Consider the following 25,547-nt stretch of genomic DNA (forward strand, 5'->3'; position numbering starts at 1 on the left):
CAGGGTCGCCTTCGTGCTTTCTGCCGTTCTCAGATTTTCGCGGTAACGACCATTTTTTTCGCGTGGGCCAGGGATTCCTTGGTGAGGTCGATGCCCCCGAGCATTCGCGCCACTTCCTCTACGCGCTCGTTTTTGTTGAGCTTGGACACGGCGGTGCGAGTGGCATCCTCGCCGCGTACCTTGTGCACAAATAGATGCTGGTGTCCCTGGGCGGCGACCTGGGGTAGGTGAGTTACCGTCAGCACCTGGCCGCGTTCCCCTAGTCGGCGCAGCAACTGGCCGACAATTTCTGCGGTTGGGCCACCGATGCCCACGTCTACTTCGTCGAATACCAGCGTCGGCACGCGAGAGGTCTGCGCGGTGATGACCTGGATGGCCAGGCTGATCCGTGACAGCTCGCCGCCGGACGCGACTTTGGCCAGGGCCTTGAGCGGTTGCCCCGGGTTGGCGCTGACCAGTAGTTCCACTTGCTCCAGCCCGTTGGGCTGGAGCTCGTCGCCAGCGTTGGGGCGCAATTCGATGGTGAAGCGCCCGCCCGGCATGCCCAGGCGCTGGATTTCCTGCTCCACGGCGCTGGCCAGCCCTGTTGCGGCGTGCTGCCGCAGTTCACTGAGCTCCTTGGCCTTTTCCTGGTAATGACGGGCATAAGACGCCAGTTCGTCCGCCAGGCGCTCGATGGATTCATCGTTGGCGTTCAGGGTTTCCAGTTCTTCCAACAGCCGCTGCTGGAGTTCGGCAACGTCGGTCGGCTGGATGCGGTGTTTGCGCGCCAGTGTATAGATGGTGTCCAGGCGCTCTTCCAGGTACTGCAGGCGGGCCGGGTCGGCATCGAAATGATCGAGGAACCGATTCAGCTCCCCGACGGCCTCTTCGACCTGGATCTGCGCACTCGTCAGCAGGTTCGTCGCTTCGTTCAGGGCGCCCACCGAATTGTTCACGCTGGAGAGTCGGTTCAAGCTCGCTGTCAGTGCATTGAGCACATTGCCCGAATCGCTCTCGCTGCACTGTTCGACCACTTGCCGGCAAATGCCCAGCAGGGTTTCGGCGTTGGTCAGGTTCTTGTGTTCCTGCTCCAGTTCTTCCAGTTCATTTTCACCCAGGGCCAGGTTCTCCAGCTCCTCGAGCTGGTAGCTCAACAACTGGTGACGGGCACGCTGTTCGTCGCCGGAGTTGGAGAGTCGATCCAGTTCCTGGCGGGTCTGGCGCCAGCGCTGGGCCGCCAGTTGGACCTGTCGGGCCAGGTCGGTGGCGCCGGCGTATTCATCCAGCAAGCGGCGATGGGTGTCGGTCTTGAGCAGGGATTGGTGTTCATGCTGGCTGTGAATGTCGATCAGCAGCTCGCCGAGGGCCTTGAGGTCGCCCAAGGGGCAGGGCGTGCCATTGATGTAGCCTCGGGAGCGGCCTTCAGCGGTGATGACCCGGCGCAGGATGCACAAACCGTCGGTGTCCAGGTCGCGTTCGGCCAGCCAGGCGCTGGCCTCGGGGATGTCGACCAGGTCGAACGTCGCCAGGATGTCGGCCTTGTCCGCTCCGGGGCGCACCACGCCACTGTCGGCGCGGTCGCCCAGCGTCAGGCCCAGGGCATCGAGCATGATCGACTTGCCTGCGCCGGTTTCACCGGTGATCACACTCATGCCTCGATCAAGTTCGAGGTCGAGGTGTTCGACGATGGCATAGTTGTGTACGGACAGGTGCACCAGCATAAGGCCGCTCCCAGGCTTTAGGTCTGGTTATTTATACAGTGTTTTGTTTTGACCTGACAATGCCCTCGCTTAGCTCGATTTGCTTGGATAGATGATTTTCTTAGCGCGGCGGGGAATGGTTATGCAGCTGTTTTTTGTAAGGTTAATTCGTCAGATGGCCCTTGAAGCTGCAAAACCCGACCCCATATACCGGGGCAGAAGCGCGAGTTGAGCTCGCGGACGAAGTTGAGAGGAGAAATCTATGGCTGACGAACAGACGCAGGACACGCAAAATCTAGACGCCAATCAGGCTTCCCAGGACTCCGGTGAAGACCTGGCGGCACGTGTACAAGTGCTCGAGGAGCAACTGGCCGGTGCGCAGGATCAGGCGTTGCGTGTAGCAGCCGACCTGCAGAATGTCCGCCGTCGCGCCGAGCAAGATGTAGAGAAGGCTCATAAATTCGCCCTGGAGCGTTTCGCCGGCGACCTGCTGCCGATCATCGACAGCCTGGAGCGTGGCCTGGAGCTGTCCAACCCGGATGACGAAAACATTCGTCCGATGCGTGAAGGCATCGAGCTGACCCTGAAAATGTTCCAGGACACCCTCAAGCGTTATCAGCTCGAAACCCTTGATCCGCATGGCGAACCCTTCAACGCCGAGCACCACCAGGCCATGGCGATGCAGGAAAGTGCCGACGTCGAGCCAAACAGCGTGCTGAAGGTTTTCCAGAAGGGCTATTTGCTCAACGGTCGCCTGCTGCGCCCGGCCATGGTCGTGGTCAGCAAGACGCCAGCGCCGGTTTCGCCTTCTATTGATGAGCAGGCTTGAAATCGGTCGTAGCGGCCCCATCTATATGTCAAGCGTTTAAGTGCTACCGCAGTTAGCCACCACTGCTGCGGCAACCAAATCCAAGTTCCGGGAGAGTTAACATGGGCAAGATTATCGGTATCGACCTGGGGACCACCAACTCGTGCGTCTCCGTGCTGGAAAACGGCAAGGCCAAAGTCATCGAAAACGCTGAAGGCGCGCGTACCACGCCGTCGATCATCGCTTACGCCAATGATGGCGAGATTCTGGTTGGCCAGTCGGCCAAGCGTCAGGCAGTGACCAATCCGCATAACACCCTGTACGCGGTGAAGCGTCTGATCGGTCGCAAGTTCGACGAAGAAGTCGTCCAGAAAGACATCAAGATGGTGCCTTACAAAATCGCCAAGGCTGACAACGGCGACGCCTGGGTTGAAGTGAACGGCCAGAAAATGGCACCGCCACAGATCTCGGCTGAAATCCTCAAGAAAATGAAGAAAACCGCCGAAGATTACCTCGGCGAAGCGGTGACTGAAGCGGTCATTACTGTTCCTGCCTATTTCAACGACAGCCAGCGCCAGGCGACCAAAGACGCCGGCCGCATCGCGGGCCTGGACGTAAAACGTATCATCAACGAACCGACTGCGGCCGCTCTGGCCTACGGTATGGACAAGGCCAAGGGCGATCACACCGTGATCGTTTACGACCTGGGTGGCGGTACCTTCGACGTTTCCGTGATCGAGATCGCTGAAGTCGACGGCGAGCACCAGTTCGAAGTATTGGCAACCAACGGTGACACGTTCCTCGGTGGTGAAGACTTCGACATCCGCCTGATCGACTACCTCGTCGACGAGTTCAAGAAAGAAAGCGGCATGAACCTCAAGGGTGACCCGCTGGCCATGCAGCGCCTGAAAGAAGCCGCTGAAAAAGCCAAGATCGAACTGTCCTCGAGCCAGTCGACCGACGTGAACCTGCCGTACATCACTGCAGACGCCACCGGTCCTAAGCACCTGAACGTAAAAATCTCCCGCGCCAAGCTCGAAGCGCTGGTGGAAGACCTGGTTCAGCGCACCATCGAACCTTGCCGCATTGCCATGAAAGATGCCGGTATCGACGTTGGTTCGATCAACGACGTGATCCTGGTTGGCGGTCAGACCCGTATGCCGCTGGTTCAGAAGCTGGTGACCGATTTCTTCGGTAAAGAAGCACGTAAAGACGTCAACCCTGACGAAGCTGTTGCCATGGGTGCTGCTATCCAGGGCGCGGTATTGGCTGGTGACGTGAAAGACGTCCTGCTGCTCGACGTCAGCCCGCTGACCCTGGGTATCGAAACCATGGGCGGCGTAATGACCGCGCTGATCGAGAAAAACACCACGATTCCTACCAAGAAATCCCAAGTGTTCTCGACTGCCGACGACAACCAGGGCGCAGTAACCATTCACGTGCTGCAAGGTGAGCGTAAGCAAGCCGCACAGAACAAGTCCCTGGGCAAGTTCGACCTGGCCGAGATTCCACCAGCACCACGTGGCGTGCCACAAATCGAAGTGACCTTCGACATCGACGCCAACGGCATCCTGCACGTCGGAGCGAAAGACAAGGCTACCGGCAAGACTCAGTCGATCGTGATCAAGGCCAACTCCGGTCTGTCCGAGGAAGAAATTCAGCAGATGGTTCGCGATGCTGAAGTCAACGCTGAGGAAGACCGCAAGTTCGAAGAGCTGGCCAGCGCTCGCAACCAGGGCGATGCCTTGGTGCACTCGACTCGCAAAATGATCGCTGATGCTGGCGAAAAAGTGACCGCTGAAGAGAAAACCGCCATCGAAGCGGCCGTGGTTGCCCTGGAAGCTGCCGTCAAAGGCGACGACAAGGCTGCCATCGAAGCGAAGATCGAAGAGCTGTCCAAGGTCTCCGCGCCAGTGGCCCAGAAGATGTACGCCGAACAGGCTCAGCCTGCAGAAGGCGCGGCTGCGCAGGGCGAATCGGCCGAGAAAGCCGACGACGTCGTTGACGCCGAGTTCGAAGAAGTGAAAGACCACAAGTAATCGCTTGTTGGTCGGCCGGTTGACTGCATTTGTGCGGTGGCTGGTAGGATGTCGCCGCGCGGGAGCTTGCTCCCGCGTTGGCGTGTCTGGAGCTAATGAATTTTTACAGCATGCGACAGTGTTCGGGTGCTGACGGTGTGTTCGGGAATGCTCCTGCTTTCCGAGCGACATGCACCGCGTTTTGGCCGGGTCCCCGGCTGAAAGAAATATGACCAGGATCGTTGAATTGACGTGAGTTGGGTCCGGGCCTGTATTGGGGCTCAACGAGTTTGGCAAGGTTCAGGAGAGGTTTGCCGGACATCCATGAGAGTGCAAAGACCAATGGCAAAGCGTGACTTTTACGAAGTATTGGGTGTCGAGCGGGGGGCCAGCGAGGCAGACCTGAAAAAGGCCTATCGTCGCCTGGCGATGAAGCACCACCCGGACCGTAATCCCGACGATAAAGCGTCGGAAGAGATGTTCAAGGAAGCCAACGAGGCTTACGAAGTACTGTCCGATTCGAGCAAGCGCGCGGCGTACGACCAGTACGGGCATGCTGGTGTCGACCCGAGCATGGGTGGCGGCGGTGCCGGTTTTGGCGGCCAGAACTTCTCCGATATTTTCGGTGATGTGTTCAGCGATTTCTTCGGCGGTGGTCGCGGCGGTGCCCGTGGTGGCGCCCAGCGTGGCAGTGACCTGCGCTACACGCTGGAATTGAACCTGGAAGAGGCGGTGCGCGGTACCACCGTCAATATCCGTGTTCCGACACTGGTCAATTGCAAGCCGTGCGATGGCTCGGGTGCCAAGAAGGGTTCCTCGCCCGTTACCTGCCCAACCTGCGGCGGCATCGGCCAGGTCCGCATGCAGCAGGGCTTCTTCTCGGTGCAGCAGACCTGCCCGCGTTGCCATGGCCAAGGCAAGATCATTTCCGACCCGTGCGACTCCTGCCACGGCGAAGGGCGTGTCGAAGAGTACAAGACGCTGTCGGTCAAAGTGCCGGCCGGTGTCGACACAGGTGACCGCATTCGCCTGTCTGGCGAAGGCGAGGCGGGTGCCCAGGGCGGCCCGACGGGCGACCTGTATGTGGTCATCAATGTGCGCGAGCATGCGATTTTCCAGCGCGACGGCAAGCACCTGTTCTGCGAAGTGCCGATCAGCTTCGTCGATGCGGCCTTGGGTGGGGAGCTTGAGATCCCGACCCTCGACGGTCGCGTCAAGCTGAAAATCCCCGAGGGCACGCAGACCGGCAAGCAGTTCCGGATCCGTGGCAAAGGCGTCGCGCCAGTGCGTGGCGGTGGGGCGGGCGACCTGATGTGCCGTGTGGCGGTGGAGACTCCGGTCAACCTGGGTCGGCGTCAGCGTGAGCTGTTGGAAGAATTCCGCAACTCGTTGGCGGATGACAACAGTCACTCCCCGAAAACCACCGGTTGGTTCGAAGGCGTGAAGCGCTTCTTCGGCGACCTGTAAGGAGTTCGCATGCGACGTATAGCTGTGATGGGCGCTGCGGGGCGCATGGGCAAGGCGCTGGTCGAGGCGGTGCAGCAGCGCTCGCCGCTTTCCGGCCTGACGGCGGCCATCGTTCGGCCCGACAGCACGCTGGTAGGCGCCGATGCGGGCGAGTTGGCCTCGCTGGGGCGTATCGGCGTGCCGATGTCCGGCGGCCTGGAGAAAGTGCTCGACGAGTTCGATGTGCTGATCGATTTCACCCTGCCGGAAGTGATGCTGAAAAACCTCGCGATCTGCCGCAAGCACGGCAAGGCCATGGTGATCGGTACGACGGGGCTGGATGCTGCGCAGAAGCAATTGCTGGCCGATGCGGGCAAAGATATTCCGATCGTGTTCGCCGCGAACTTCAGCGTGGGCGTGAACCTGTCGCTGAAGCTGCTGGACATGGCGGCCCGGGTCTTGGGTGACGATGCGGATATCGAAATCATCGAGGCGCATCACCGGCACAAGATCGACGCACCTTCGGGAACGGCCTTGCGCATGGGCGAAGTGATTGCCGATGCACTGGGTCGCGACCTGCAGGAAGTGGCCGTGTATGGGCGCCAGGGGCACACCGGTGCGCGTGAGCGCAGCACCATCGGTTTCGCCACTGTGCGCGGCGGAGATGTGGTGGGCGACCACACCGTGCTGTTCGCCACTGAAGGCGAGCGCCTGGAGATCACCCACAAGGCATCGAGTCGGATGACTTTCGCCAAGGGAGCGGTACGTGCCGCGCTGTGGCTGGATGGCCGCGAGCCCGGTTTGTACGATATGCAGGACGTTCTCGACCTGCGTTGATGCCCTTAAGTGCGGGGTTCAGGTTATACTGAGCCCCGTTTTACACCGCTTCGCGACGTCCTGTCGCATTCCCCTGCCTTTAAGGCTCATTAGCGGTGGACCAAAAAAGCCTTTTTCTGTAAGCTACAGCTTTAGTGTGTCCACTAAAAGCGCGCAGAATAATTCAGTGAACAAGCGGGGTGACGTGTCCATACGTCACTCCGCTTTTTTACAACCTGCGATCGCCCTTTCAGGCTTTATTTACGGGAGGTCTTCTTGACTAAGCCAGCCATACTCGCCCTTGCTGATGGCAGCATTTTTCGCGGCGAAGCCATTGGAGCCGACGGTCAGACCGTTGGTGAGGTGGTGTTTAACACCGCAATGACCGGCTATCAGGAAATTCTTACCGATCCTTCCTACGCCCAACAAATCGTTACCCTGACTTACCCGCACATCGGCAACACCGGCACCACGCCGGAAGACGCCGAGTCTGATCGTGTCTGGTCCGCCGGCCTGGTCATCCGTGACTTGCCGCTGGTAGCGAGCAACTGGCGTAACACGATGTCCCTGTCCGATTACCTGAAAGCCAACAACGTCGTGGCGATCGCCGGTATCGACACTCGTCGCCTGACCCGCATCCTTCGGGAAAAAGGCGCGCAAAACGGCTGCATCATGGCCGGCGACAACATTTCCGAAGAAGCCGCCATCGCCGCTGCCCAGGGCTTCCCTGGCCTCAAGGGCATGGACCTGGCGAAAGTCGTCAGCACCAAGAAGCAGTACGAATGGCGCTCCACGGTCTGGGACCTGAAGACCGACAGTCACGCGACGATCGAGGCTTGCGAGCTGCCTTACCACGTGGTGGCCTACGACTACGGCGTCAAGCTGAACATCCTGCGCATGCTGGTCGAGCGTGGTTGCCGCGTCACCGTGGTGCCGGCCCAAACCCCGGCCGCCGACGTCCTGGCCCTCAAGCCTGATGGCGTGTTCCTGTCCAACGGCCCGGGTGACCCGGAGCCTTGCGACTATGCGATCCAGGCGATCAAGGATGTGCTGGAAACCGAGATCCCGGTATTCGGTATCTGCCTCGGTCACCAGCTGCTGGCTCTGGCTTCGGGTGCCAAGACCTTGAAGATGGGCCACGGCCACCACGGTGCCAACCACCCCGTGCAGGACCTGGACACCGGCGTGGTGATGATCACCAGCCAGAACCACGGTTTCGCGGTGGACGAAGCCACTCTGCCGGCCAACGTGCGCGCGATTCACAAGTCGCTGTTCGACGGCACGCTGCAAGGTATCGAGCGTACCGACAAGAGCGCGTTCAGCTTCCAGGGCCACCCTGAAGCGAGCCCGGGCCCGAACGACGTGGCGCCGCTGTTCGATCGCTTCATCAATGAGATGGCCAAGCGACGCTGACTGCGTGAAGCCCGAAGGCGGCCCCGAATACGGCGGCCCCTTTGGGCGCTACAAAGATTGTTCGACGGCCTAGCCGACTGACCTGCGGATTTGAGTGACAAACCCATGCCAAAACGTACAGACATAAAAAGCATCCTGATTCTCGGCGCTGGCCCGATCGTGATCGGCCAGGCCTGCGAATTCGACTACTCCGGCGCCCAGGCCTGTAAAGCCCTGCGCGAAGAGGGCTACCGCGTCATCCTGGTGAACTCCAACCCGGCCACCATCATGACCGACCCGGCCATGGCCGACGCCACCTACATCGAGCCGATCAAGTGGCAGACCGTTGCCAAGATCATCGAGAAGGAACGCCCGGACGCGCTGTTGCCGACCATGGGTGGCCAGACCGCGCTGAACTGCGCCCTGGACCTGGAGCGCGAAGGCGTCCTGGAGAAGTTCGGTGTGGAAATGATCGGCGCCAACGCCGACACCATCGACAAGGCCGAAGACCGTTCGCGCTTCGACAAGGCGATGAAATCCATCGGCCTGGACTGCCCACGCTCGGGCATCGCCCACAGCATGGAAGAGGCCAACGCCGTCCTGGAGCGCCTTGGCTTCCCGTGCATCATCCGTCCGTCCTTCACCATGGGCGGCACCGGTGGCGGCATCGCCTACAACCGTGAAGAGTTCGAAGAAATCTGCGCCCGTGGTCTCGACTTGTCGCCGACCAAGGAACTGCTGATCGACGAATCCCTGATCGGCTGGAAAGAATATGAAATGGAAGTTGTCCGCGACAAAAAGGACAACTGCATCATCGTCTGCTCCATCGAAAACTTCGACCCGATGGGCGTGCACACCGGTGACTCGATCACCGTCGCACCAGCCCAGACCCTGACCGACAAGGAATACCAGATCCTGCGTAACGCCTCCCTGGCGGTACTGCGTGAGATCGGCGTGGAAACCGGCGGCTCCAACGTCCAGTTCGGCATCTGCCCGAACACCGGTCGCATGGTGGTCATCGAGATGAACCCGCGGGTATCCCGTTCGTCGGCCCTGGCTTCCAAGGCCACCGGTTTCCCGATTGCCAAGGTCGCTGCCAAGCTGGCCGTGGGCTACACCCTGGACGAGCTGTCGAACGACATCACCGGTGGCAAGACCCCGGCGTCCTTCGAGCCGTCCATCGACTACGTCGTCACCAAGCTGCCACGCTTCGCCTTCGAGAAGTTCGCCAAGGCTGACGCCCGCCTGACCACTCAAATGAAGTCGGTCGGTGAAGTCATGGCCATCGGCCGGACCTTCCAGGAGTCCCTGCAGAAAGCTCTTCGCGGTCTGGAAGTGGGCGTCTGCGGTCTTGATCCGAAGCTGGACCTGGCCGACCCGGAAAGCATGAGCGTGCTCAAGCGCGAGCTGACCGTGCCAGGCGCCGAGCGCATCTGGTACGTGGCCGACGCCTTCCGTGCCGGCATGACCGTCGAGCAGATCTTCGGCATGAACATGATCGACCCTTGGTTCCTGGTACAGATCGAAGATCTGATCAAGGAAGAAGAGAAGGTCAAGACCCTGGGCATGTCCAGCATCGACCGCGACATGATGTACCGCCTCAAGCGCAAAGGCTTCTCCGACATGCGCCTGGCCAAGCTGCTGGGTGTGACCGAGAAGAGCCTGCGCACGCATCGCCACAAGCTGGAAGTGTTCCCGGTCTACAAGCGCGTCGACACCTGCGCGGCCGAGTTCGCCACCGACACCGCGTACCTGTACTCCACGTACGAAGAAGAGTGCGAAGCCGCGCCATCGACCCGCGACAAGATCATGATCCTGGGTGGCGGTCCTAACCGGATCGGCCAGGGCATCGAGTTCGACTACTGCTGCGTACACGCGGCACTGGCCCTGCGCGACGACGGTTACGAGACCATCATGGTCAACTGCAACCCGGAAACCGTGTCCACCGACTACGACACCTCCGATCGCCTGTACTTCGAGCCAGTGACCCTGGAAGACGTGCTGGAAATCGTCCGCGTCGAGAAGCCAAAAGGCGTGATCGTCCAGTACGGCGGCCAGACCCCGCTGAAACTGGCGCGCGCCCTTGAAGCCGCTGGCGTGCCGATCATCGGCACCAGCCCGGACGCGATCGACCGCGCCGAAGACCGTGAGCGCTTCCAGCAGATGGTCGAGCGCCTGAACCTGCGCCAGCCGCCAAACGCCACCGTGCGCAGCGAAGACGAAGCGATTCGTGCCGCCGCCAAGATCGGTTACCCGCTGGTGGTGCGTCCGTCCTATGTACTGGGCGGCCGTGCGATGGAAATCGTCTATCAAGAAGACGAGCTCAAGCGCTACCTGCGTGAAGCGGTCCAGGTCTCCAACGACAGCCCGGTGCTGCTGGACCACTTCCTCAACTGCGCCATCGAAATGGACGTGGACGCGGTCAGCGACGGCAAGGACGTGGTGATTGGCGCGATCATGCAGCACATCGAACAAGCGGGCGTTCACTCCGGTGACTCCGCTTGCTCGCTGCCGCCTTACTCGCTGCCAGCGCACATCCAGGACGAGATGCGCGAGCAGGTCAAGAAAATGGCCCTGGAGCTGGGCGTTATCGGCCTGATGAACGTGCAACTGGCCCTGCAGGGCGAAGACATCTACGTCATCGAAGTCAACCCGCGCGCTTCCCGGACCGTACCGTTCGTCTCCAAGTGCATCGGTGTTTCCCTGGCGATGATCGCTGCACGGGTCATGGCGGGCAAAACCCTGAAGGAACTGAATTTCACCAAGGAAATCATTCCGAACTTCTACAGTGTGAAAGAAGCGGTGTTCCCGTTCGCCAAGTTCCCTGGCGTCGACCCGATCCTCGGCCCTGAGATGAAGTCCACCGGTGAAGTGATGGGTGTGGGCGATACCTTCGGTGAAGCCTTCGCCAAGGCCCAGATGGGCGCGAGCGAAGTGTTGCCGACTGGCGGCACGGCGTTCATCAGCGTGCGTGATGACGACAAGCCACTGGTTGCAGGCGTGGCCCGTGATCTGATCAACTTGGGCTTCGAAGTGGTCGCCACTGCCGGTACTGCCAGGCTGATCGAAGCGGCAGGCCTGAAAGTGCGCCGCGTGAACAAGGTGACCGAGGGGCGTCCGCACGTGGTCGACATGATCAAGAATGACGAAGTCACGCTGATCATCAACACTACCGAAGGTCGCCAGTCGATCGCCGATTCCTACTCCATTCGTCGCAATGCGCTGCAGCACAAGATCTACTGCACCACGACCATTGCTGCGGGCGAAGCGATCTGCGAAGCGCTCAAGTTCGGTCCCGAGAAGACCGTGCGTCGCTTGCAGGATCTACATGCAGGATTGAAGGCATGAGCATAACCAAGTACCCGATGACAGTTCAGGGCGCGAAGGCCCTGGAAGAAGAACACGCTTTCCTGACCAAGGTCGAGCGGCCGCGCTTGAGCCAGGCTATTGGTGAAGCGCGTGAGCTGGGCGATCTCAAGGAAAACGCCGAATACCATGCTGCCCGAGAGGAGCAGGGGATGGTCGAGGCGCGTGTCCGTGATATCGAAGGTCGCATGCAGAATGCGGTGATCATCGATGTCACGACGATCCCGCACACCGGCAAGGTGATCTTTGGCACTACCGTGGAAATCGCCAACGTCGAGACCGATGAAAGCGTCACTTACCAGATCGTTGGTGAGGACGAGGCAGACATCAAGCTCGGCAAGATCTCCGTTGGTTCGCCCATCGCTCGCGCCTTGATTGCCAAGGAAGAGGGCGATGTGGTGGTGGTGAAGACGCCGGGTGGTGTCATCGAGTATGAGATTGTCGAAGTCCGTCACATCTGAACGAAGGCGCCCGCTGCGAGCGGGCGCCATGATCTGGCAGCTCACCCAGATGTTGTGGGTGGGCGGCGTCTGGTTGTTGCACGTCGGTTTGCTGCCGGTGCTGGGTCGAGTCGGCCTGGCGCCGCTGCTCATCGATGAAATCGCAGGCATGCTGACGGCGCTGCTGGTGGGTTTCTCCGCGGCGTGCGTAATATTTCAGGCTTTGGTGCTGGTTCAGGCCGAGGGCCTTGCCAGTCTATGGCGCGACATTCGTGGGCAATTGTTGCTCATGTCGTTGTACGCGTGCGGGATGTTCTTCGCGGTGCGTCTCGGCTGGCCGGATGCGAGCCAGTGGCAGGCATTCAGTTACCTGGTGCTGGGTTTTTCCGGATTGGTGCTGGTGTTGCAACCGGTTCCCGGCTGGAGTGGCAGGGTGTGCGAGGCACACCCTTGACCCTTTGACATCACTTGAAACGGTGAACGTTCGACAGTTGCTTGTTGACGCTGAAGTTCTTGCGATAAATCAGCGCCATCTTGCCGATGACCTGTACCAGGTCTGCCTTGCCGGTCTTGCACAGTTCGGCAACGGCAGCCAGGCGGGCTTCGCGGTCGAGGATGTTGAGCTTGATCTTGATCAGCTCGTGATCGCCCAAGGCGCGTTCCAGTTCGGCGAGTACACCTTCAGTCAAACCGTTGTCAGCCACAGTCAAAACCGGTTTCAGATGGTGGCCAATGGATTTGTATTGTTTCTTCTGCTCTTGAGTGAGCGGCATAATCTGACCCCTGCGTCTGATCTTGTAAAAAGCGGCGGCCAGTTTACCCGAGCAAGTCCGGGACCGCCCACTTAATCACGACCCGTTTTATTTTTGAGGTGGCCCGTGGCCCGTTCCAAGACAAGTCTTAAATGGCTGCAAGAGCATTTCAACGACCCATTCGTGAAAATGGCGCAAAAAGACGGCTATCGTTCCCGTGCCAGCTACAAGCTGCTGGAGATTCAGGAAAGAGACCGTTTGATCCGTCCAGGCATGAGCGTGATCGACTTGGGCGCCGCCCCGGGTGGCTGGTCCCAAGTGACCAGTCGTCTGATTGGTGGGCAAGGCACACTGATCGCTTCCGATATCCTGGAAATGGACAGCATCCCGGATGTGACCTTCATTCAGGGCGACTTTACCGAGGACGCCGTACTCGCGCAGATCCTTGAAGCGGTTGGAAAAAACGAGGTGGACCTTGTGATTTCCGATATGGCCCCCAATATGAGTGGACTGGCATCTGTTGATATGCCGCGATCGATGTTCCTGTGCGAGTTGGCACTGGATCTTGCGACTCGGGTGTTGAAGCCAGGTGGTGATTTTTTGATCAAGGTCTTCCAGGGTGAAGGCTTTGACGAATACCACAAGAGCGTGCGCAAGCAGTTCGAGAAGGTCACGACGCGCAAGCCGAAATCATCGCGTGATCGCTCCCGTGAGCAGTACCTGCTGGGCCGTGGTTTCCGTGGTCGCAGTGAGGAATAAGAGGTTTTTCGACCGGGGCGATAGGTTTTTCGTATTTCGTCCCGTGAGCATTAGCGAATATTGTGTAGAAAGTGTTTCACAAAGGGTTACAGACGGCGCCTGCCAGAGTCGTAGGTAATGTAGTAAGTTAGGCCGGTGAATATCATGCGAAGCACGCGCCAGTAGCGGAGCTTGCTTCAGAGGGTAGTTAATTGAACGATATGGCAAAGAATCTGATCCTGTGGTTGATCATCGCCGCTGTCCTTGTGACCGTGATGAACAACTTCTCCAGCCCTAACGAGCCGCAGACCCTCAACTATTCCGACTTCATCCAGCAGGTCAAGGATGGCAAGGTCGAGCGCGTAGCCGTTGATGGCTATGTGATTACCGGTAAGCGCACCGATGGCGACAACTTCAAGACCATTCGTCCGGCAATCCAGGACAATGGCCTGATCGGCGACCTGGTGGACAACCATGTCGTGGTCGAAGGCAAGCAGCCTGAGCAGCAAAGCATCTGGACCCAGCTCCTGGTCGCCAGCTTCCCGATCCTGGTGATCATCGCCGTGTTCATGTTCTTCATGCGCCAGATGCAGGGCGGCGGTGGAGGCAAGGGCGGGCCGATGAGCTTTGGCAAGAGCAAGGCCCGTCTGCTTTCCGAAGACCAGGTGAAAACCACCCTGGCCGACGTCGCGGGTTGCGACGAAGCCAAGGAAGAAGTTGGCGAGCTGGTCGAGTTCCTGCGTGATCCGGGCAAGTTCCAGCGTCTGGGCGGCCGTATTCCGCGCGGCGTACTGATGGTGGGCCCACCAGGTACAGGTAAAACCTTGCTGGCCAAGGCGATTGCCGGTGAAGCCAAGGTGCCGTTCTTCACGATTTCCGGTTCCGACTTCGTCGAGATGTTCGTCGGCGTGGGCGCCAGTCGTGTTCGCGACATGTTCGAACAGGCCAAGAAACACGCGCCATGCATCATCTTCATCGACGAAATCGACGCCGTCGGTCGCCATCGTGGTGCCGGCATGGGTGGCGGTCACGATGAACGTGAACAGACCCTCAACCAGTTGCTGGTCGAGATGGACGGTTTCGAAATGAACGACGGCATCATCGTGATTGCCGCCACCAACCGTCCTGACGTACTTGACCCTGCGCTGCTGCGTCCAGGTCGTTTCGACCGCCAGGTCGTGGTGGGGCTGCCGGACATTCGTGGCCGCGAGCAGATCCTCAAGGTTCATATGCGCAAGGTGCCAATGGGCGACGACGTCGCTCCGGCGGTCATCGCGCGTGGTACGCCGGGCTTTTCCGGTGCCGACCTTGCTAACCTGGTCAACGAGGCGTCGCTGTTCGCCGCTCGCACCGGCAAGCGCGTCGTGGAAATGAAGGAATTCGAGCTGGCCAAGGACAAGATCATGATGGGCGCAGAGCGCAAATCCATGGTCATGTCGGAGAAAGAAAAGCAGAACACTGCGTATCACGAGGCGGGTCACGCGATCGTCGGTCGTGTCGTGCCTGAGCATGATCCGGTCTACAAGGTCTCGATCATTCCGCGTGGTCGTGCCCTGGGCGTGACCATGTTCCTGCCGGAAGAGGATCGCTACAGTCTGTCCAAGCGTGCATTGATCAGCCAGATCTGTTCGTTGTACGGCGGTCGTATCGCTGAAGAGATGACGCTGGGCTTCGACGGTGTGACCACAGGCGCGTCCAACGACATCATGCGTGCCAGTCAGATCGCCCGGAATATGGTCACCAAGTGGGGCCTGTCCGAGAAGTTGGGGCCGCTGATGTATGCCGAAGAAGAGGGGGAAGTATTCCTCGGTCGTGGTGGCGGTGGCCAGCATGCAAGCTTCTCTGGCGAAACGGCCAAGCTGATCGACTCCGAAGTGCGCAGCATCATCGACCAGTGCTACGGCACAGCCCGGCAGATTCTCACGGACAACCGTGACAAACTCGATGCCATGGCCGATGCCCTGATGAAGTACGAAACCATCGATGCCGAGCAGATCGACGACATCATGGCGGGTCGCGTACCTCGCGAGCCTCGTGACTGGTCGGGTGGTACTGGCACCTCCGGTACACCTCCGGCTGTACAGGGTGAGCGTCCGGAAACACCGATTGGCGGTCCGGCCGCTGATGTCTAAGGCTTGAAATGACTTCTGTTCAGTCCTCGACCCGGTTGCCTTGCGGCAACCGGGTTCTTGATTTGGCCCATGCGCATGTCATGGGCATTCTCAATGTCACGCCTGATTCCTTTTCCGATGGTGGTCGATTCAGCCAGCTCGATGCTGCGCTGCGGCATGCCGAGGCCATGGTGGCCGCGGGCGCAACGCTGATCGATGTGGGTGGTGAATCGACCCGGCCGGGCGCACGTGCGGTCTCGCCTACCGAAGAGCTGGAGCGAGTGGCGCCGATTGTCGAGCGCATCCATCGCGAACTTGATGTCATTATCTCGGTCGATACGTCCACGCCTGCGGTCATGCGTGAGACTGCGCGACTGGGGGCGGGCCTGATCAATGATGTTCGGTCCTTGCGGCGCGATGGTGCCCTGGATGCGGCGGCGGCCACCGGGTTGCCGGTGTGCCTGATGCATATGCTCGGCGAGCCGGGGACCATGCAGAATGACCCGCACTATGATGATGTAACCAGGGAGGTAGGTGAATTCCTGGTGGAGCGTCTGGATCGGTGCGTCGCCGCGGGCATTCCCGCCGAGCGGATCATTCTTGACCCCGGGTTCGGCTTTGCCAAGACCCTGGCTCACAACCTGAGCCTGTTCAAACATATGGAAGCCTTGCATGCCCTGGGGCGGCCCCTGTTGGTTGGGGTCTCGCGAAAGAGCATGATAGGCAATGCCTTGGGCCGCCCGGTGGGGGAGCGTCTGTATGGCGGTCTCGCCCTTGCAGCCTTGGCCCTTGCCAAAGGTGCGCGCATATTGCGCGTGCACGATGTAGCCGAAACGATGGATGTCGTGCGGATGATTGCAGCTGTGGATTCAGCCGAATAAGAATGACGGAGCACTTATGAGCAAGAAATACTTTGGCACCGACGGTATTCGTGGTCGGGTCGGCGAATACCCTATTACCCCTGATTTCATGCTCAAGCTCGGCTGGGCGGCCGGCATGGCGTTCCGCAAAATGGGCGCGTGCAAGGTGCTGGTCGGCAAGGACACGCGAATTTCCGGCTACATGTTCGAATCGGCACTCGAAGCCGGCCTGACATCGGCGGGTGCCGATGTGATGTTGCTGGGCCCGATGCCGACGCCCGCCATTGCCTACCTGACGCGTACGTTCCAGGCCCAGGCAGGCATCGTGATCAGTGCCTCGCACAACCCTCATGATGACAACGGCATCAAGTTCTTCTCCGGCCAGGGTACCAAGCTGCCGGATGATATCGAGCTGATGATCGAAGAGCTGCTGGACACGCCGATGACTGTGGTTGAGTCGAGCAAGATCGGCAAAGTGTCGCGGATCAACGACGCGTCGGGTCGCTACATCGAGTTCTGCAAAGGCAGTGTGCCGACCGGTACCAGTTTTTCCGGCCTGAAAATCGTCGTCGATTGCGCCCATGGGGCAACCTATAAAGTTGCGCCGAGCGTCTTTCGCGAGCTGGGCGCCGAGGTGGTGGTGCTTTCCGCCCAGCCTAATGGCCTGAACATCAACCATAACTGTGGCTCCACCCATACCGAGGCGTTGCAGGCTGCGGTGCTGGCTGAGCAGGCCGATCTCGGGATTGCCTTCGATGGCGACGGTGATCGGGTCCTGATGGTCGATCACACCGGCACGGTTGTCGATGGTGACGAATTGCTGTTCATCATCGCCCGTGACCTGCATGGGCGCGGCAAACTGCAGGGCGGCGTGGTCGGTACGTTGATGAGCAACCTGGGGCTTGAACTGGCCCTGGCGGACCTGGATATCCCGTTCGTGCGGGCTAACGTGGGTGACCGCTACGTGATCTCGGAGCTGCTGGAACGCAACTGGGTGATTGGTGGCGAGAACTCCGGCCACATCGTGTGCTTTGACCATACCACCACAGGTGATGCGATCATTGCAGCCCTGCAAGTGCTGATGGCGCTCAAGGCGCGTAGCGAAGGGCTCGCACAGTCGCGCCAGGCATTGCGCAAATGCCCGCAAGTGTTGATCAACGTGCGTTTCGGTGGCGGTGTGAATCCTCTCGAGCATGCGAAGGTCAAGCAGGCCAGTGAGCATGTGACGCAGGCGATGGCGGGGCGTGGGCGCGTGTTGTTGCGCAAGTCCGGCACAGAGCCTTTGGTGCGCGTCATGGTCGAAGGAGAGGATGAAGCGCAAGTTCGCGGTTATGCCGAAGAGCTGGCAAAACTTGTTACTGAAGTTTCTGCCTGAATTCGGCTTGCCAGTCATGAATCCGTTGGGTAACATCTGCGCCCACTTTGACCGACGAGGTACAGCATGCGTCGCCCTATGGTAGCTGGTAACTGGAAGATGCACGGTACCCGCGCCAGCGTCGCTGAGCTGATCAATGGCCTTCGTCATCTGGCCTTGCCTAGCGGTGTTGATGTCGCGGTATTCCCGCCTTGCCTGTATATCAATCAAGTGATTGATGGCTTGAAAGGTAAGTCGATTTCGGTCGGCGCGCAGAACTCTGCGGTGGAATCCATGCAAGGTGCGCTGACCGGCGAGATTGCGCCGAGTCAGTTGGTGGATGCAGGTTGTTCCCTGGTCCTGGTCGGACACTCCGAGCGTCGCCAGATCATGGGTGAGCAGGACAAGACCTTGATCCGCAAGTTTGCTGCGGCCCAGGCCTGCGGTCTGATTCCGGTGTTGTGCGTAGGGGAAACCCTCGAGCAGCGTGAAGCTGGCAAGACCCTTGAAGTTGTCGGGCGTCAGCTGGGCAGCATCATCGAAGACCTGGGTGTCGGTGCTTTTGCAAAGGCAGTCATTGCTTACGAGCCAGTTTGGGCTATTGGTACCGGGCTGACTGCTTCGCCGCAACAGGCGCAGGATGTGCACGCAGCCATCCGCGCGCAGTTGGCGGCAGAGAATTCTGAAGTGGCACGAGGTGTGCGGCTTCTATACGGCGGCAGCGTGAAGGCGGCCAATGCGGTCGAACTGTTCGGCATGCCGGATATCGATGGGGGGCTCATTGGTGGAGCGTCCCTGAATGCAGATGAGTTCGGTGCGATTTGTCGCGCCGCGGGAAACTGAGAAAATGCTGGAAACAGTCGTAGTCGTTTTTCATCTGCTGGGTGCACTGGGCGTAGTTGCTCTCGTATTGCTGCAGCAGGGTAAAGGTGCGGATGCTGGTGCGTCTTTCGGTGCAGGTGCTTCAAATACTGTGTTCGGAAGCCAAGGTTCCTCTACCTTTCTTAGTAAGTTTACTGCTATACTTGCCGCCGGTTTCTTCATGACCAGCTTAGGGTTAGGTTACTTTGCTAAAGAGAAAGCTCATGAGCTGACTCAAGTAGGTTTGCCAAACCCAGCGGTACTGGAAGCGCCAAAGCAACAACCGGCTTCTGATGATGTCCCGGTGCTTCAAGAGCAAAAGTCGGCCAACCCGGCGACTGACGTACCTCCAGCTCAAGAGCAGAAGTAAGAAGGTTTCAAACGCTGTATTGCCGAGGTGGTGGAATTGGTAGACACGCAACCTTGAGGTGGTTGTGCCCATAGGGTGTAGGGGTTCGAGTCCCCTTCTCGGTACCAATTATCAGGAGAGCCCGCGATTGCGGGCTTTCTTGTAGGTGGAAGGGTTACATTGACCCTGTAAGGGATCGGTCGTATACTTCCGCCCCAGCTTTGTCGCGGGATGGAGCAGTCTGGTAGCTCGTCGGGCTCATAACCCGAAGGTCGTCGGTTCAAATCCGGCTCCCGCAACCAGTTTCAGGGGCCCCTTCCAAGGGGCTTTTTGTTAGCTGGACACTTTACAACGCCGCTGTTCGACGGCGTTTCAGGGATGGGCGATTCGCCCATTTTTTTTTATTTGCACAGCATGCACAAACATGCACGAGGGGGTTCAGGTGTCGAGCAAGCTAGAACAGTTGCAGGCCTTGTTGGCCCCGGTGGTCGTGGCCCTTGGCTATGAATGCTGGGGTATTGAGTTTTCGGCTCAAGGTCGCCACTCAATGTTGCGCGTTTATATCGATAAGGAAGGCGGCGTGTTGGTGGATGATTGCGCCATCGTCAGCCGTCAGATCAGCGGTGTATTGGATGTTGAAGACCCAATCACCTCCGAATACACCCTTGAAGTTTCCTCGCCTGGCATGGAGCGCCCCCTGTTCACACTTGAACAGTTCGCTTCGTTTGCCGGTGAACAAGTGAAGATCAAGCTGCGCTCGCCTTTCGAAGGTCGACGCAACTTCCAAGGCCTTCTGCGCGGTGTAGAAGAGCAGGACGTCGTGGTGCAGGTAGATGACCATGAGTTCCTGTTGCCGATCGATATGATCGACAAGGCCAACATTATTCCCAGTTTTGACTGATACGTGCCAGATACTGCGGATCCCGCGGATCCAATGGCTTGCGAAAGGCGAGGCGTACGATGAGCAAAGAAGTACTGCTGGTTGTTGAGTCGGTATCCAATGAAAAGGGCGTACCGGCTAACGTTATTTTTGAAGCGCTGGAGCTGGCTCTGGCCACTGCTACCAAGAAGCGGTTTGAAGACGAAGTTGATTTGCGTGTGGAAATCAATCGCCACACCGGTGCCTACGAGACTTTCCGTCGCTGGACGGTGGTCGAGGAAGCCGACCTGGATGATCCGGCTATCGAAACCTGGCCGAGCAAGGTTGCAGAAACGCATCCGGGCGCCAAGGTTGGTGATGTAGTAGAAGAAAAAATCGAGTCCATTGAGTTCGGCCGCATCGCTGCACAGACTGCCAAGCAGGTTATTGTGCAGAAAGTTCGCGAAGCCGAGCGCGCGCAAGTCGTCGACGCTTATCGCGAGCGCCTGGGGGAAATCATCTCCGGCACCGTGAAAAAAGTGACCCGCGACAACGTGATCGTCGACCTGGGCAACAACGCCGAAGCGTTGCTGGCTCGCGAAGACATCATCTCTCGCGAAACTTTCCGGGTCGGCGTGCGTTTGCGTGCGCTGCTCAAGGAAATCCGCACCGAGAACCGCGGCCCGCAGCTGATCCTGTCGCGTACCGCGCCGGAAATGCTGATCGAGTTGTTCCGCATCGAAGTGCCGGAAATTGCCGAAGGCCTGATCGAAGTAATGGCCGCCTCCCGTGATCCGGGTTCGCGTGCCAAGATCGCGGTCCGCTCCAAGGACAAGCGCATTGACCCGCAAGGTGCCTGCATCGGCATGCGTGGTTCGCGTGTCCAGGCCGTATCCGGCGAGTTGGGCGGCGAGCGTGTGGACATCGTCCTGTGGGACGACAACCCTGCTCAGTTCGTGATCAATGCCATGTCGCCTGCTGAAGTGGCGGCAATTATCGTCGACGAAGATGCCCACGCCATGGACATCGCCGTTGGCGCAGACAATCTGGCTCAGGCCATCGGTCGCGGTGGTCAGAACGTGCGTCTGGCCAGCCAGTTGACTGGCTGGACCCTGAACGTGATGACCGAATCGGACATCCAGGCTAAACAGCAAGCTGAAACCGGCGACATCCTGCGCAACTTCATCGACGAGCTTGAAGTCGACGAAGAGCTGGCGCAGGTGCTGGTGGATGAAGGCTTTACCAGCCTGGAAGAGATTGCCTACGTACCGGTGGAGGAAATGCTCAACATCGACGGCTTTGACGAGGAGATCGTCAACGAGCTTCGCGCTCGGGCCAAGGATCGTTTGTTGACCAAAGCCATCGCTACTGAGGAAAAGCTGGCAGACGCCCATCCGGCCGAAGACCTGCTCTCGCTTGAGGGTATGGACAAGGATTTGGCGATGGAACTGGCGGTGCGCGGCGTAATTACCCGCGAAGACCTGGCCGAGCAGTCTATTGACGATCTGCTCGACATCGACGGCATTGACGATGATCGTGCCGGCAAGTTGATCATGGCCGCCCGAGCCCACTGGTTCGAGTAATTAGGCGCGGCCTGAGGAGAGAAGTGCATGACGCAAGTCACGGTGAAACAACTGGCCGATGAGGTCAAAACACCGGTAGAGCGCCTGTTGCAGCAGATGCGTGAGGCAGGTCTGCCGCACACCGCCGCCGAGGAACATGTGACCGACAGTGAGAAGCAGTCCCTGCTGACTCACTTGAAGAGCAGTCACAAGGCGAAAGTGGAAGAACCGCGCAAGATCACTCTGCAGCGTAAAACCACCAGCACCCTGCGTGTTGCCGGTAGCAAAAGCATCAGCGTTGAAGTACGCAAGAAGAAAGTCTTCGTACAGCGCAGCCCGGAAGAAATCGAAGCCGAGCGCAAACGCGAACAGGAAGAACGTCGCGCAGTAGAAAATGCTGCTCGTCAGAAGGCTGAAGAAGAAGCCAAGCGTCGCGCCGAAGAAGAAGCGCGTCGCCAGCCTGCTGCTGCGCAAACCGCTACTAACGACGCCGTTGCAGCGCCTGCTGCAGTTGCCGAGCCAGTACGCGAAAGCGCACCGGTTGTAGCCGCTGCTCCAGCACCGTCTGCTGACGTTCGCAACAAGCAGAACGAACAGCGCCGTCCGGACAAGCCACGTGCCGACGATAACAGTCGTCGTGGTAGCGGTGATGGTGAGCGCAAAAACGCTCCGCATCGTGCCTCGGTCAAAGAGAAAGCGCCTGCTCCACGCGTTGCCCCACGTACTACCGACGAAGAAAGCGATGGCTTCCGTCGTGGTGGTCGCGGCAAGGCCAAGCTGAAGAAGCGCAACGCCCACGGTTTCCAGAGCCCTACCGGCCCTGTCGTGCGTGATGTGCAGATCGGCGAGACCATCACTGTTGGCGATCTCGCCAATCAGATGTCGGTCAAGGCTGCTGAAATCATCAAGTTCATGTTCAAACTGGGTACTCCAGCGACCATCAACCAGGTGCTTGATCAGGAAACTGCTCAACTGGTAGCCGAAGAACTGGGCCACAAAGTGACCCTGGTCAGCGATACCGCCCTGGAAGACTCCCTGGCTGAATCCCTGAAGTTTGAAGGTGAGACGTTCTCCCGTGCGCCAGTCGTGACCGTAATGGGCCACGTTGACCATGGTAAGACTTCGCTGCTCGACTACATCCGTCGTGCCAAGGTAGCTGCTGGCGAAGCCGGCGGTATCACCCAGCACATCGGTGCGTACCACGTTGAAACTGACCGCGGCATGGTCACTTTCCTCGATACCCCGGGTCACGCCGCGTTTACCGCAATGCGTGCTCGTGGTGCCAAGGCGACTGACATTGTGATTCTGGTCGTTGCAGCGGACGACGGCGTAATGCCGCAGACCATTGAAGCGGTCCAGCACGCCAAGGCTGCCGGCGTTCCACTGGTTGTTGCAGTGAACAAAATCGACAAGCCGGGCGCTGATCTCGATCGCATCCGTAGCGAACTGTCGGTTCACGGCGTGACGTCGGAAGAGTGGGGCGGCGACACCCCGTTCGTATCGGTTTCGGCGAAAGTCGGTACTGGTGTGGACGAGTTGCTCGAAGCTGTTCTGCTGCAAGCTGAAGTTCTGGAACTGAAAGCGACTCCTTCGGCTCCTGGCCGAGGCGTCGTGGTTGAATCGCGCCTCGACAAAGGTCGTGGTCCGGTTGCTACCGTTCTGGTTCAAGACGGTACCCTGCGCCAAGGCGACATGGTGCTGGTCGGTTCGAACTATGGCCGTGTACGTGCCATGCTCGACGAGAACGGCAAGCCAATCAAGGAAGCCGGTCCTTCCATCCCTGTCGAGATCCTCGGCCTGGACGGTACCCCGGACGCTGGCGACGAGATGAGCGTGCTGTCGGACGAGAAGAAAGCCCGTGAAGTGGCTCTGTTCCGTCAAGGCAAGTTCCGCGAAGTCAAACTGGCTCGCGCTCACGCCGGCAAGCTGGAAAATATCTTCGAGAACATGGGCCAGGCAGAGAAGAAGACGCTTAACATCGTCCTCAAGTCCGATGTCCGTGGTTCGCTGGAAGCGTTGAACGGTGCCTTGAACGGCCTGGGTAACGACGAAGTGCAAGTGCGTGTTGTCGGTGGCGGTGTCGGTGGTATCACCGAGTCCGACGCCAACCTGGCACTGGCCTCCAACGCTGTACTGTTCGGCTTCAACGTGCGTGCCGATGCCGGCGCTCGCAAGATCGTCGAGCAGGAAGGCCTGGATATGCGTTACTACAACGTGATCTACGACATCATCGAAGACGTCAAGAAAGCCCTCACCGGTATGCTGGGCAGCGATGTTCGCGAGAACATCCTGGGTACCGCTGAAGTGCGTGACGTGTTCCGTTCGCCGAAGTTTGGCGCGATCGCTGGCTGCATGGTGATCGAGGGTGTTGTTCACCGTAACCGTCCAATCCGTGTACTGCGTGAAGACATCGTGATCTTCGAAGGCGAGCTGGAATCCCTGCGCCGCTTCAAGGATGACGCTTCCGAAGTACGTGCCGGCATGGAATGCGGTATTGGCGTCAAGAGCTACAACGACGTCAAGGTCGGCGATAAGATCGAAGTCTTCGAGAAGGTCCAGGTTGCTCGCAGCCTCTGACTCGCGCACTTCAAGAGCCGCGCCGGGTAGCCGCATGAACATGCGCTGCCTTGCTGGCGGACTCTAAACGCAACGCCCGGTCTGGCTTTTGCCAGGCCGGGCGTTTGCCGCTTTCAGACCTCGCGGGTTTCACCGTGGGGCAGTAACAGGTAACAAGACATGGCAAAAGAATACAGCCGTACCCAACGAATCGGCGATCAGATGCAGCGTGAGCTGGCCCAACTGATCCGTCGCGAAGTCAAAGACCCGCGCGTCGGCCTGGTCACCATTACCGCAGTGGAAGTCAGCCGTGACGTCGGTCACGCCAAGATTTTCATCACCGTGATGGGCCAGGACAGCGCCGAAGAAATCGCCCAGAGCATCAAGGTGCTCAACTCGGCCGCCGGCTTCCTGCGTATGCAGTTGGCCCGGGAGATGAAGCTGCGCAGCGTTCCACAGTTGCACTTCCACTACGACGAAAGCGTCGTGCGTGGTGCGCATCTGTCGGCCCTGATCGAACGCGCCGTGGCGCAAGACAGTCAGCACCCGGTTGCGGCTGAACCCGAAGACACCAAGGAGTAATCGGTGGCTCAGGTCAAACGTATCCGTCGTAACGTCAGCGGTATCATCCTGCTCGACAAGCCGCTGGGGTTCACCTCCAACGCGGCGTTGCAGAAGGTTCGCTGGCTGCTCAATGCCGAAAAGGCCGGGCACACCGGCAGCCTCGATCCGCTGGCCACCGGCGTGCTGCCGCTGTGCTTTGGCGAGGCGACCAAGTTCTCCCAATACCTGCTCGATTCCGACAAGGGTTATGAAACCCTGGCGCAACTGGGCAAGACCACCACCACGGCGGATGCCGAAGGTGATGTTTTGCTGGAGCGCCCGGTGACCGTTGGTCAGGCCGATATCGAAGCGGTTTTACCGAAATTTCGCGGGCAAATCAGTCAGATACCACCGATGTACTCGGCTCTGAAGCGTGATGGCCAGCCGCTGTATAAACTGGCTCGTGCAGGCGAAGTAGTGGAGCGTGAACCGCGTTCTGTTACTATTGCGCGCTTGGAATTGCTGGCCTTTGACGGTAATACTGCGCGGCTGGCCGTGGATTGCACCAAGGGCACCTATATCCGCACCCTGGTGGAGGATATTGGTGAACAGCTCGGCTGTGGCGCGTACGTGGCAGAATTGCGACGGACCCAGGCCGGGCCTTTCACGTTGGCCCAGACGGTCACGCTGGAAGAGCTTGAAGCGGTACATGCCGAAGGCGGCAACGAAGCGGTCGACCGTTTCCTGATGCCATCGGACAGCGGGTTGCTGGATTGGCCGCTGTTGCAGTTCTCGGAACACAGTGCGTTCTACTGGCTCAACGGCCAGCCGGTACGTGCCCCGGATGCGCCGAAGTTCGGCATGGTCCGGGTGCAGGATCATAATGGCCGCTTCATCGGTATCGGTGAAGTGAGCGAAGACGGGCGCATTGCGCCGCGTCGACTGATTCGGTCGGAATGACCGGAACCAGCCTGCGTAACAGCGGGTTGGCGAGTGTGGCTGTTAACAGGCACGGTCACTACTCATTTATAGAT

21 protein-coding genes and 2 tRNA genes are annotated in these 25,547 nt (G+C 59.3%); 21 read left to right on the forward strand and 2 right to left on the reverse strand.

Annotated elements, in window-relative coordinates:
* Positions 1-29: 29 nt before the first annotated feature.
* Positions 30-1,703: a DNA repair protein RecN gene (gene recN / locus QMK47_RS05050; protein WP_212797594.1), complete on the reverse strand. Its 1,674-nt coding sequence runs from the start codon at positions 1,701-1,703 to the stop codon at positions 30-32.
* A gap of 241 nt (positions 1,704-1,944) precedes the next feature.
* Between recN and grpE the strand changes: the two genes are divergently transcribed.
* From grpE to QMK47_RS05090, 8 genes are all read left to right on the forward strand, one after another.
* The gene (gene grpE, locus QMK47_RS05055; RefSeq protein WP_013692249.1) at positions 1,945-2,511 is read left to right on the forward strand and encodes a nucleotide exchange factor GrpE; all 567 of its coding nucleotides are present in this window, start codon (positions 1,945-1,947) and stop codon (positions 2,509-2,511) included.
* A gap of 65 nt (positions 2,512-2,576) precedes the next feature.
* Complete coding sequence (gene dnaK, locus QMK47_RS05060) at positions 2,577-4,529, forward strand: molecular chaperone DnaK (RefSeq protein ID WP_256211756.1); 1,953 nt, start codon at positions 2,577-2,579, stop codon at positions 4,527-4,529.
* Between the two features lie 321 nt (positions 4,530-4,850).
* Positions 4,851-5,975, forward strand: a complete 1,125-nt coding sequence (dnaJ, locus tag QMK47_RS05065) for a molecular chaperone DnaJ (protein WP_014336569.1) — start codon at positions 4,851-4,853, stop codon at positions 5,973-5,975.
* A gap of 9 nt (positions 5,976-5,984) precedes the next feature.
* The gene (gene dapB / locus QMK47_RS05070; protein ID WP_003197696.1) at positions 5,985-6,791 is read left to right on the forward strand and encodes a 4-hydroxy-tetrahydrodipicolinate reductase; all 807 of its coding nucleotides are present in this window, start codon (positions 5,985-5,987) and stop codon (positions 6,789-6,791) included.
* A gap of 255 nt (positions 6,792-7,046) precedes the next feature.
* Positions 7,047-8,183, forward strand: coding sequence for a glutamine-hydrolyzing carbamoyl-phosphate synthase small subunit (gene carA, locus QMK47_RS05075; protein WP_018612875.1), 1,137 nt, complete (start codon positions 7,047-7,049; stop codon positions 8,181-8,183).
* Between the two features lie 105 nt (positions 8,184-8,288).
* On the forward strand, positions 8,289-11,510 hold the full coding sequence (gene carB, locus QMK47_RS05080; RefSeq protein WP_014336571.1) for a carbamoyl-phosphate synthase large subunit: 3,222 nt from the start codon (positions 8,289-8,291) through the stop codon (positions 11,508-11,510).
* A 2-nt stretch (positions 11,511-11,512) separates the two neighbouring features.
* Entirely contained in the window at positions 11,513-11,989 is a 477-nt protein-coding gene (gene greA / locus QMK47_RS05085; protein ID WP_027911987.1) for a transcription elongation factor GreA, read from the forward strand.
* 28 nt (positions 11,990-12,017) lie between these two features.
* A complete protein-coding gene (locus tag QMK47_RS05090; protein WP_063322987.1) occupies positions 12,018-12,422 on the forward strand; it encodes a hypothetical protein in 405 nt (134 codons plus the stop codon).
* Between the two features lie 10 nt (positions 12,423-12,432).
* On the opposite strand, the gene QMK47_RS05095 is transcribed toward QMK47_RS05090, so the two are convergent.
* A complete protein-coding gene (locus tag QMK47_RS05095) occupies positions 12,433-12,741 on the reverse strand; it encodes a YhbY family RNA-binding protein (protein WP_003177852.1) in 309 nt (102 codons plus the stop codon).
* A 105-nt stretch (positions 12,742-12,846) separates the two neighbouring features.
* Between QMK47_RS05095 and rlmE the strand changes: the two genes are divergently transcribed.
* From rlmE to truB, 13 genes are all read left to right on the forward strand, one after another.
* Positions 12,847-13,479 (forward strand): 23S rRNA (uridine(2552)-2'-O)-methyltransferase RlmE, encoded by a 633-nt coding sequence (gene rlmE / locus QMK47_RS05100; protein WP_003177853.1) that lies wholly within the window; start codon positions 12,847-12,849, stop codon positions 13,477-13,479.
* A gap of 200 nt (positions 13,480-13,679) precedes the next feature.
* On the forward strand, positions 13,680-15,590 hold the full coding sequence (ftsH, locus tag QMK47_RS05105; RefSeq protein ID WP_214512215.1) for an ATP-dependent zinc metalloprotease FtsH: 1,911 nt from the start codon (positions 13,680-13,682) through the stop codon (positions 15,588-15,590).
* A gap of 8 nt (positions 15,591-15,598) precedes the next feature.
* Complete coding sequence (folP, locus tag QMK47_RS05110) at positions 15,599-16,450, forward strand: dihydropteroate synthase (RefSeq protein ID WP_253471550.1); 852 nt, start codon at positions 15,599-15,601, stop codon at positions 16,448-16,450.
* Positions 16,451-16,466: 16 nt separating this feature from the next.
* Positions 16,467-17,804: a phosphoglucosamine mutase gene (glmM, locus tag QMK47_RS05115; protein ID WP_253471553.1), complete on the forward strand. Its 1,338-nt coding sequence runs from the start codon at positions 16,467-16,469 to the stop codon at positions 17,802-17,804.
* Positions 17,805-17,870: 66 nt separating this feature from the next.
* Complete coding sequence (gene tpiA, locus QMK47_RS05120) at positions 17,871-18,626, forward strand: triose-phosphate isomerase (protein ID WP_212797587.1); 756 nt, start codon at positions 17,871-17,873, stop codon at positions 18,624-18,626.
* Between the two features lie 4 nt (positions 18,627-18,630).
* Entirely contained in the window at positions 18,631-19,014 is a 384-nt protein-coding gene (gene secG / locus QMK47_RS05125) for a preprotein translocase subunit SecG (protein WP_003197714.1), read from the forward strand.
* Between the two features lie 21 nt (positions 19,015-19,035).
* Positions 19,036-19,121 (forward strand) — tRNA-Leu (locus QMK47_RS05130).
* Between the two features lie 97 nt (positions 19,122-19,218).
* Positions 19,219-19,295: transfer RNA gene (locus QMK47_RS05135), tRNA-Met, on the forward strand.
* Positions 19,296-19,435: 140 nt separating this feature from the next.
* Complete coding sequence (rimP, locus tag QMK47_RS05140) at positions 19,436-19,894, forward strand: ribosome maturation factor RimP (protein ID WP_253471554.1); 459 nt, start codon at positions 19,436-19,438, stop codon at positions 19,892-19,894.
* 59 nt (positions 19,895-19,953) lie between these two features.
* Positions 19,954-21,435 (forward strand): transcription termination factor NusA, encoded by a 1,482-nt coding sequence (gene nusA, locus QMK47_RS05145; RefSeq protein ID WP_003197716.1) that lies wholly within the window; start codon positions 19,954-19,956, stop codon positions 21,433-21,435.
* Positions 21,436-21,462: 27 nt separating this feature from the next.
* On the forward strand, positions 21,463-23,991 hold the full coding sequence (infB, locus tag QMK47_RS05150; protein WP_253471556.1) for a translation initiation factor IF-2: 2,529 nt from the start codon (positions 21,463-21,465) through the stop codon (positions 23,989-23,991).
* A gap of 159 nt (positions 23,992-24,150) precedes the next feature.
* A complete protein-coding gene (gene rbfA, locus QMK47_RS05155) occupies positions 24,151-24,552 on the forward strand; it encodes a 30S ribosome-binding factor RbfA (protein WP_214512218.1) in 402 nt (133 codons plus the stop codon).
* Positions 24,553-24,555: 3 nt separating this feature from the next.
* Positions 24,556-25,473 carry a tRNA pseudouridine(55) synthase TruB gene (truB, locus tag QMK47_RS05160; RefSeq protein ID WP_253471558.1) on the forward strand — a complete coding sequence of 306 codons (918 nt, stop codon included), beginning with the start codon at positions 24,556-24,558 and terminating at the stop codon, positions 25,471-25,473.
* Positions 25,474-25,547 lie beyond the last annotated feature (74 nt).

Source organism: Pseudomonas sp. P9_35, assembly GCF_034008205.1.
In the GTDB taxonomy this organism is placed as follows: Bacteria; Pseudomonadota; Gammaproteobacteria; order Pseudomonadales; family Pseudomonadaceae; genus Aquipseudomonas; species Aquipseudomonas kilonensis.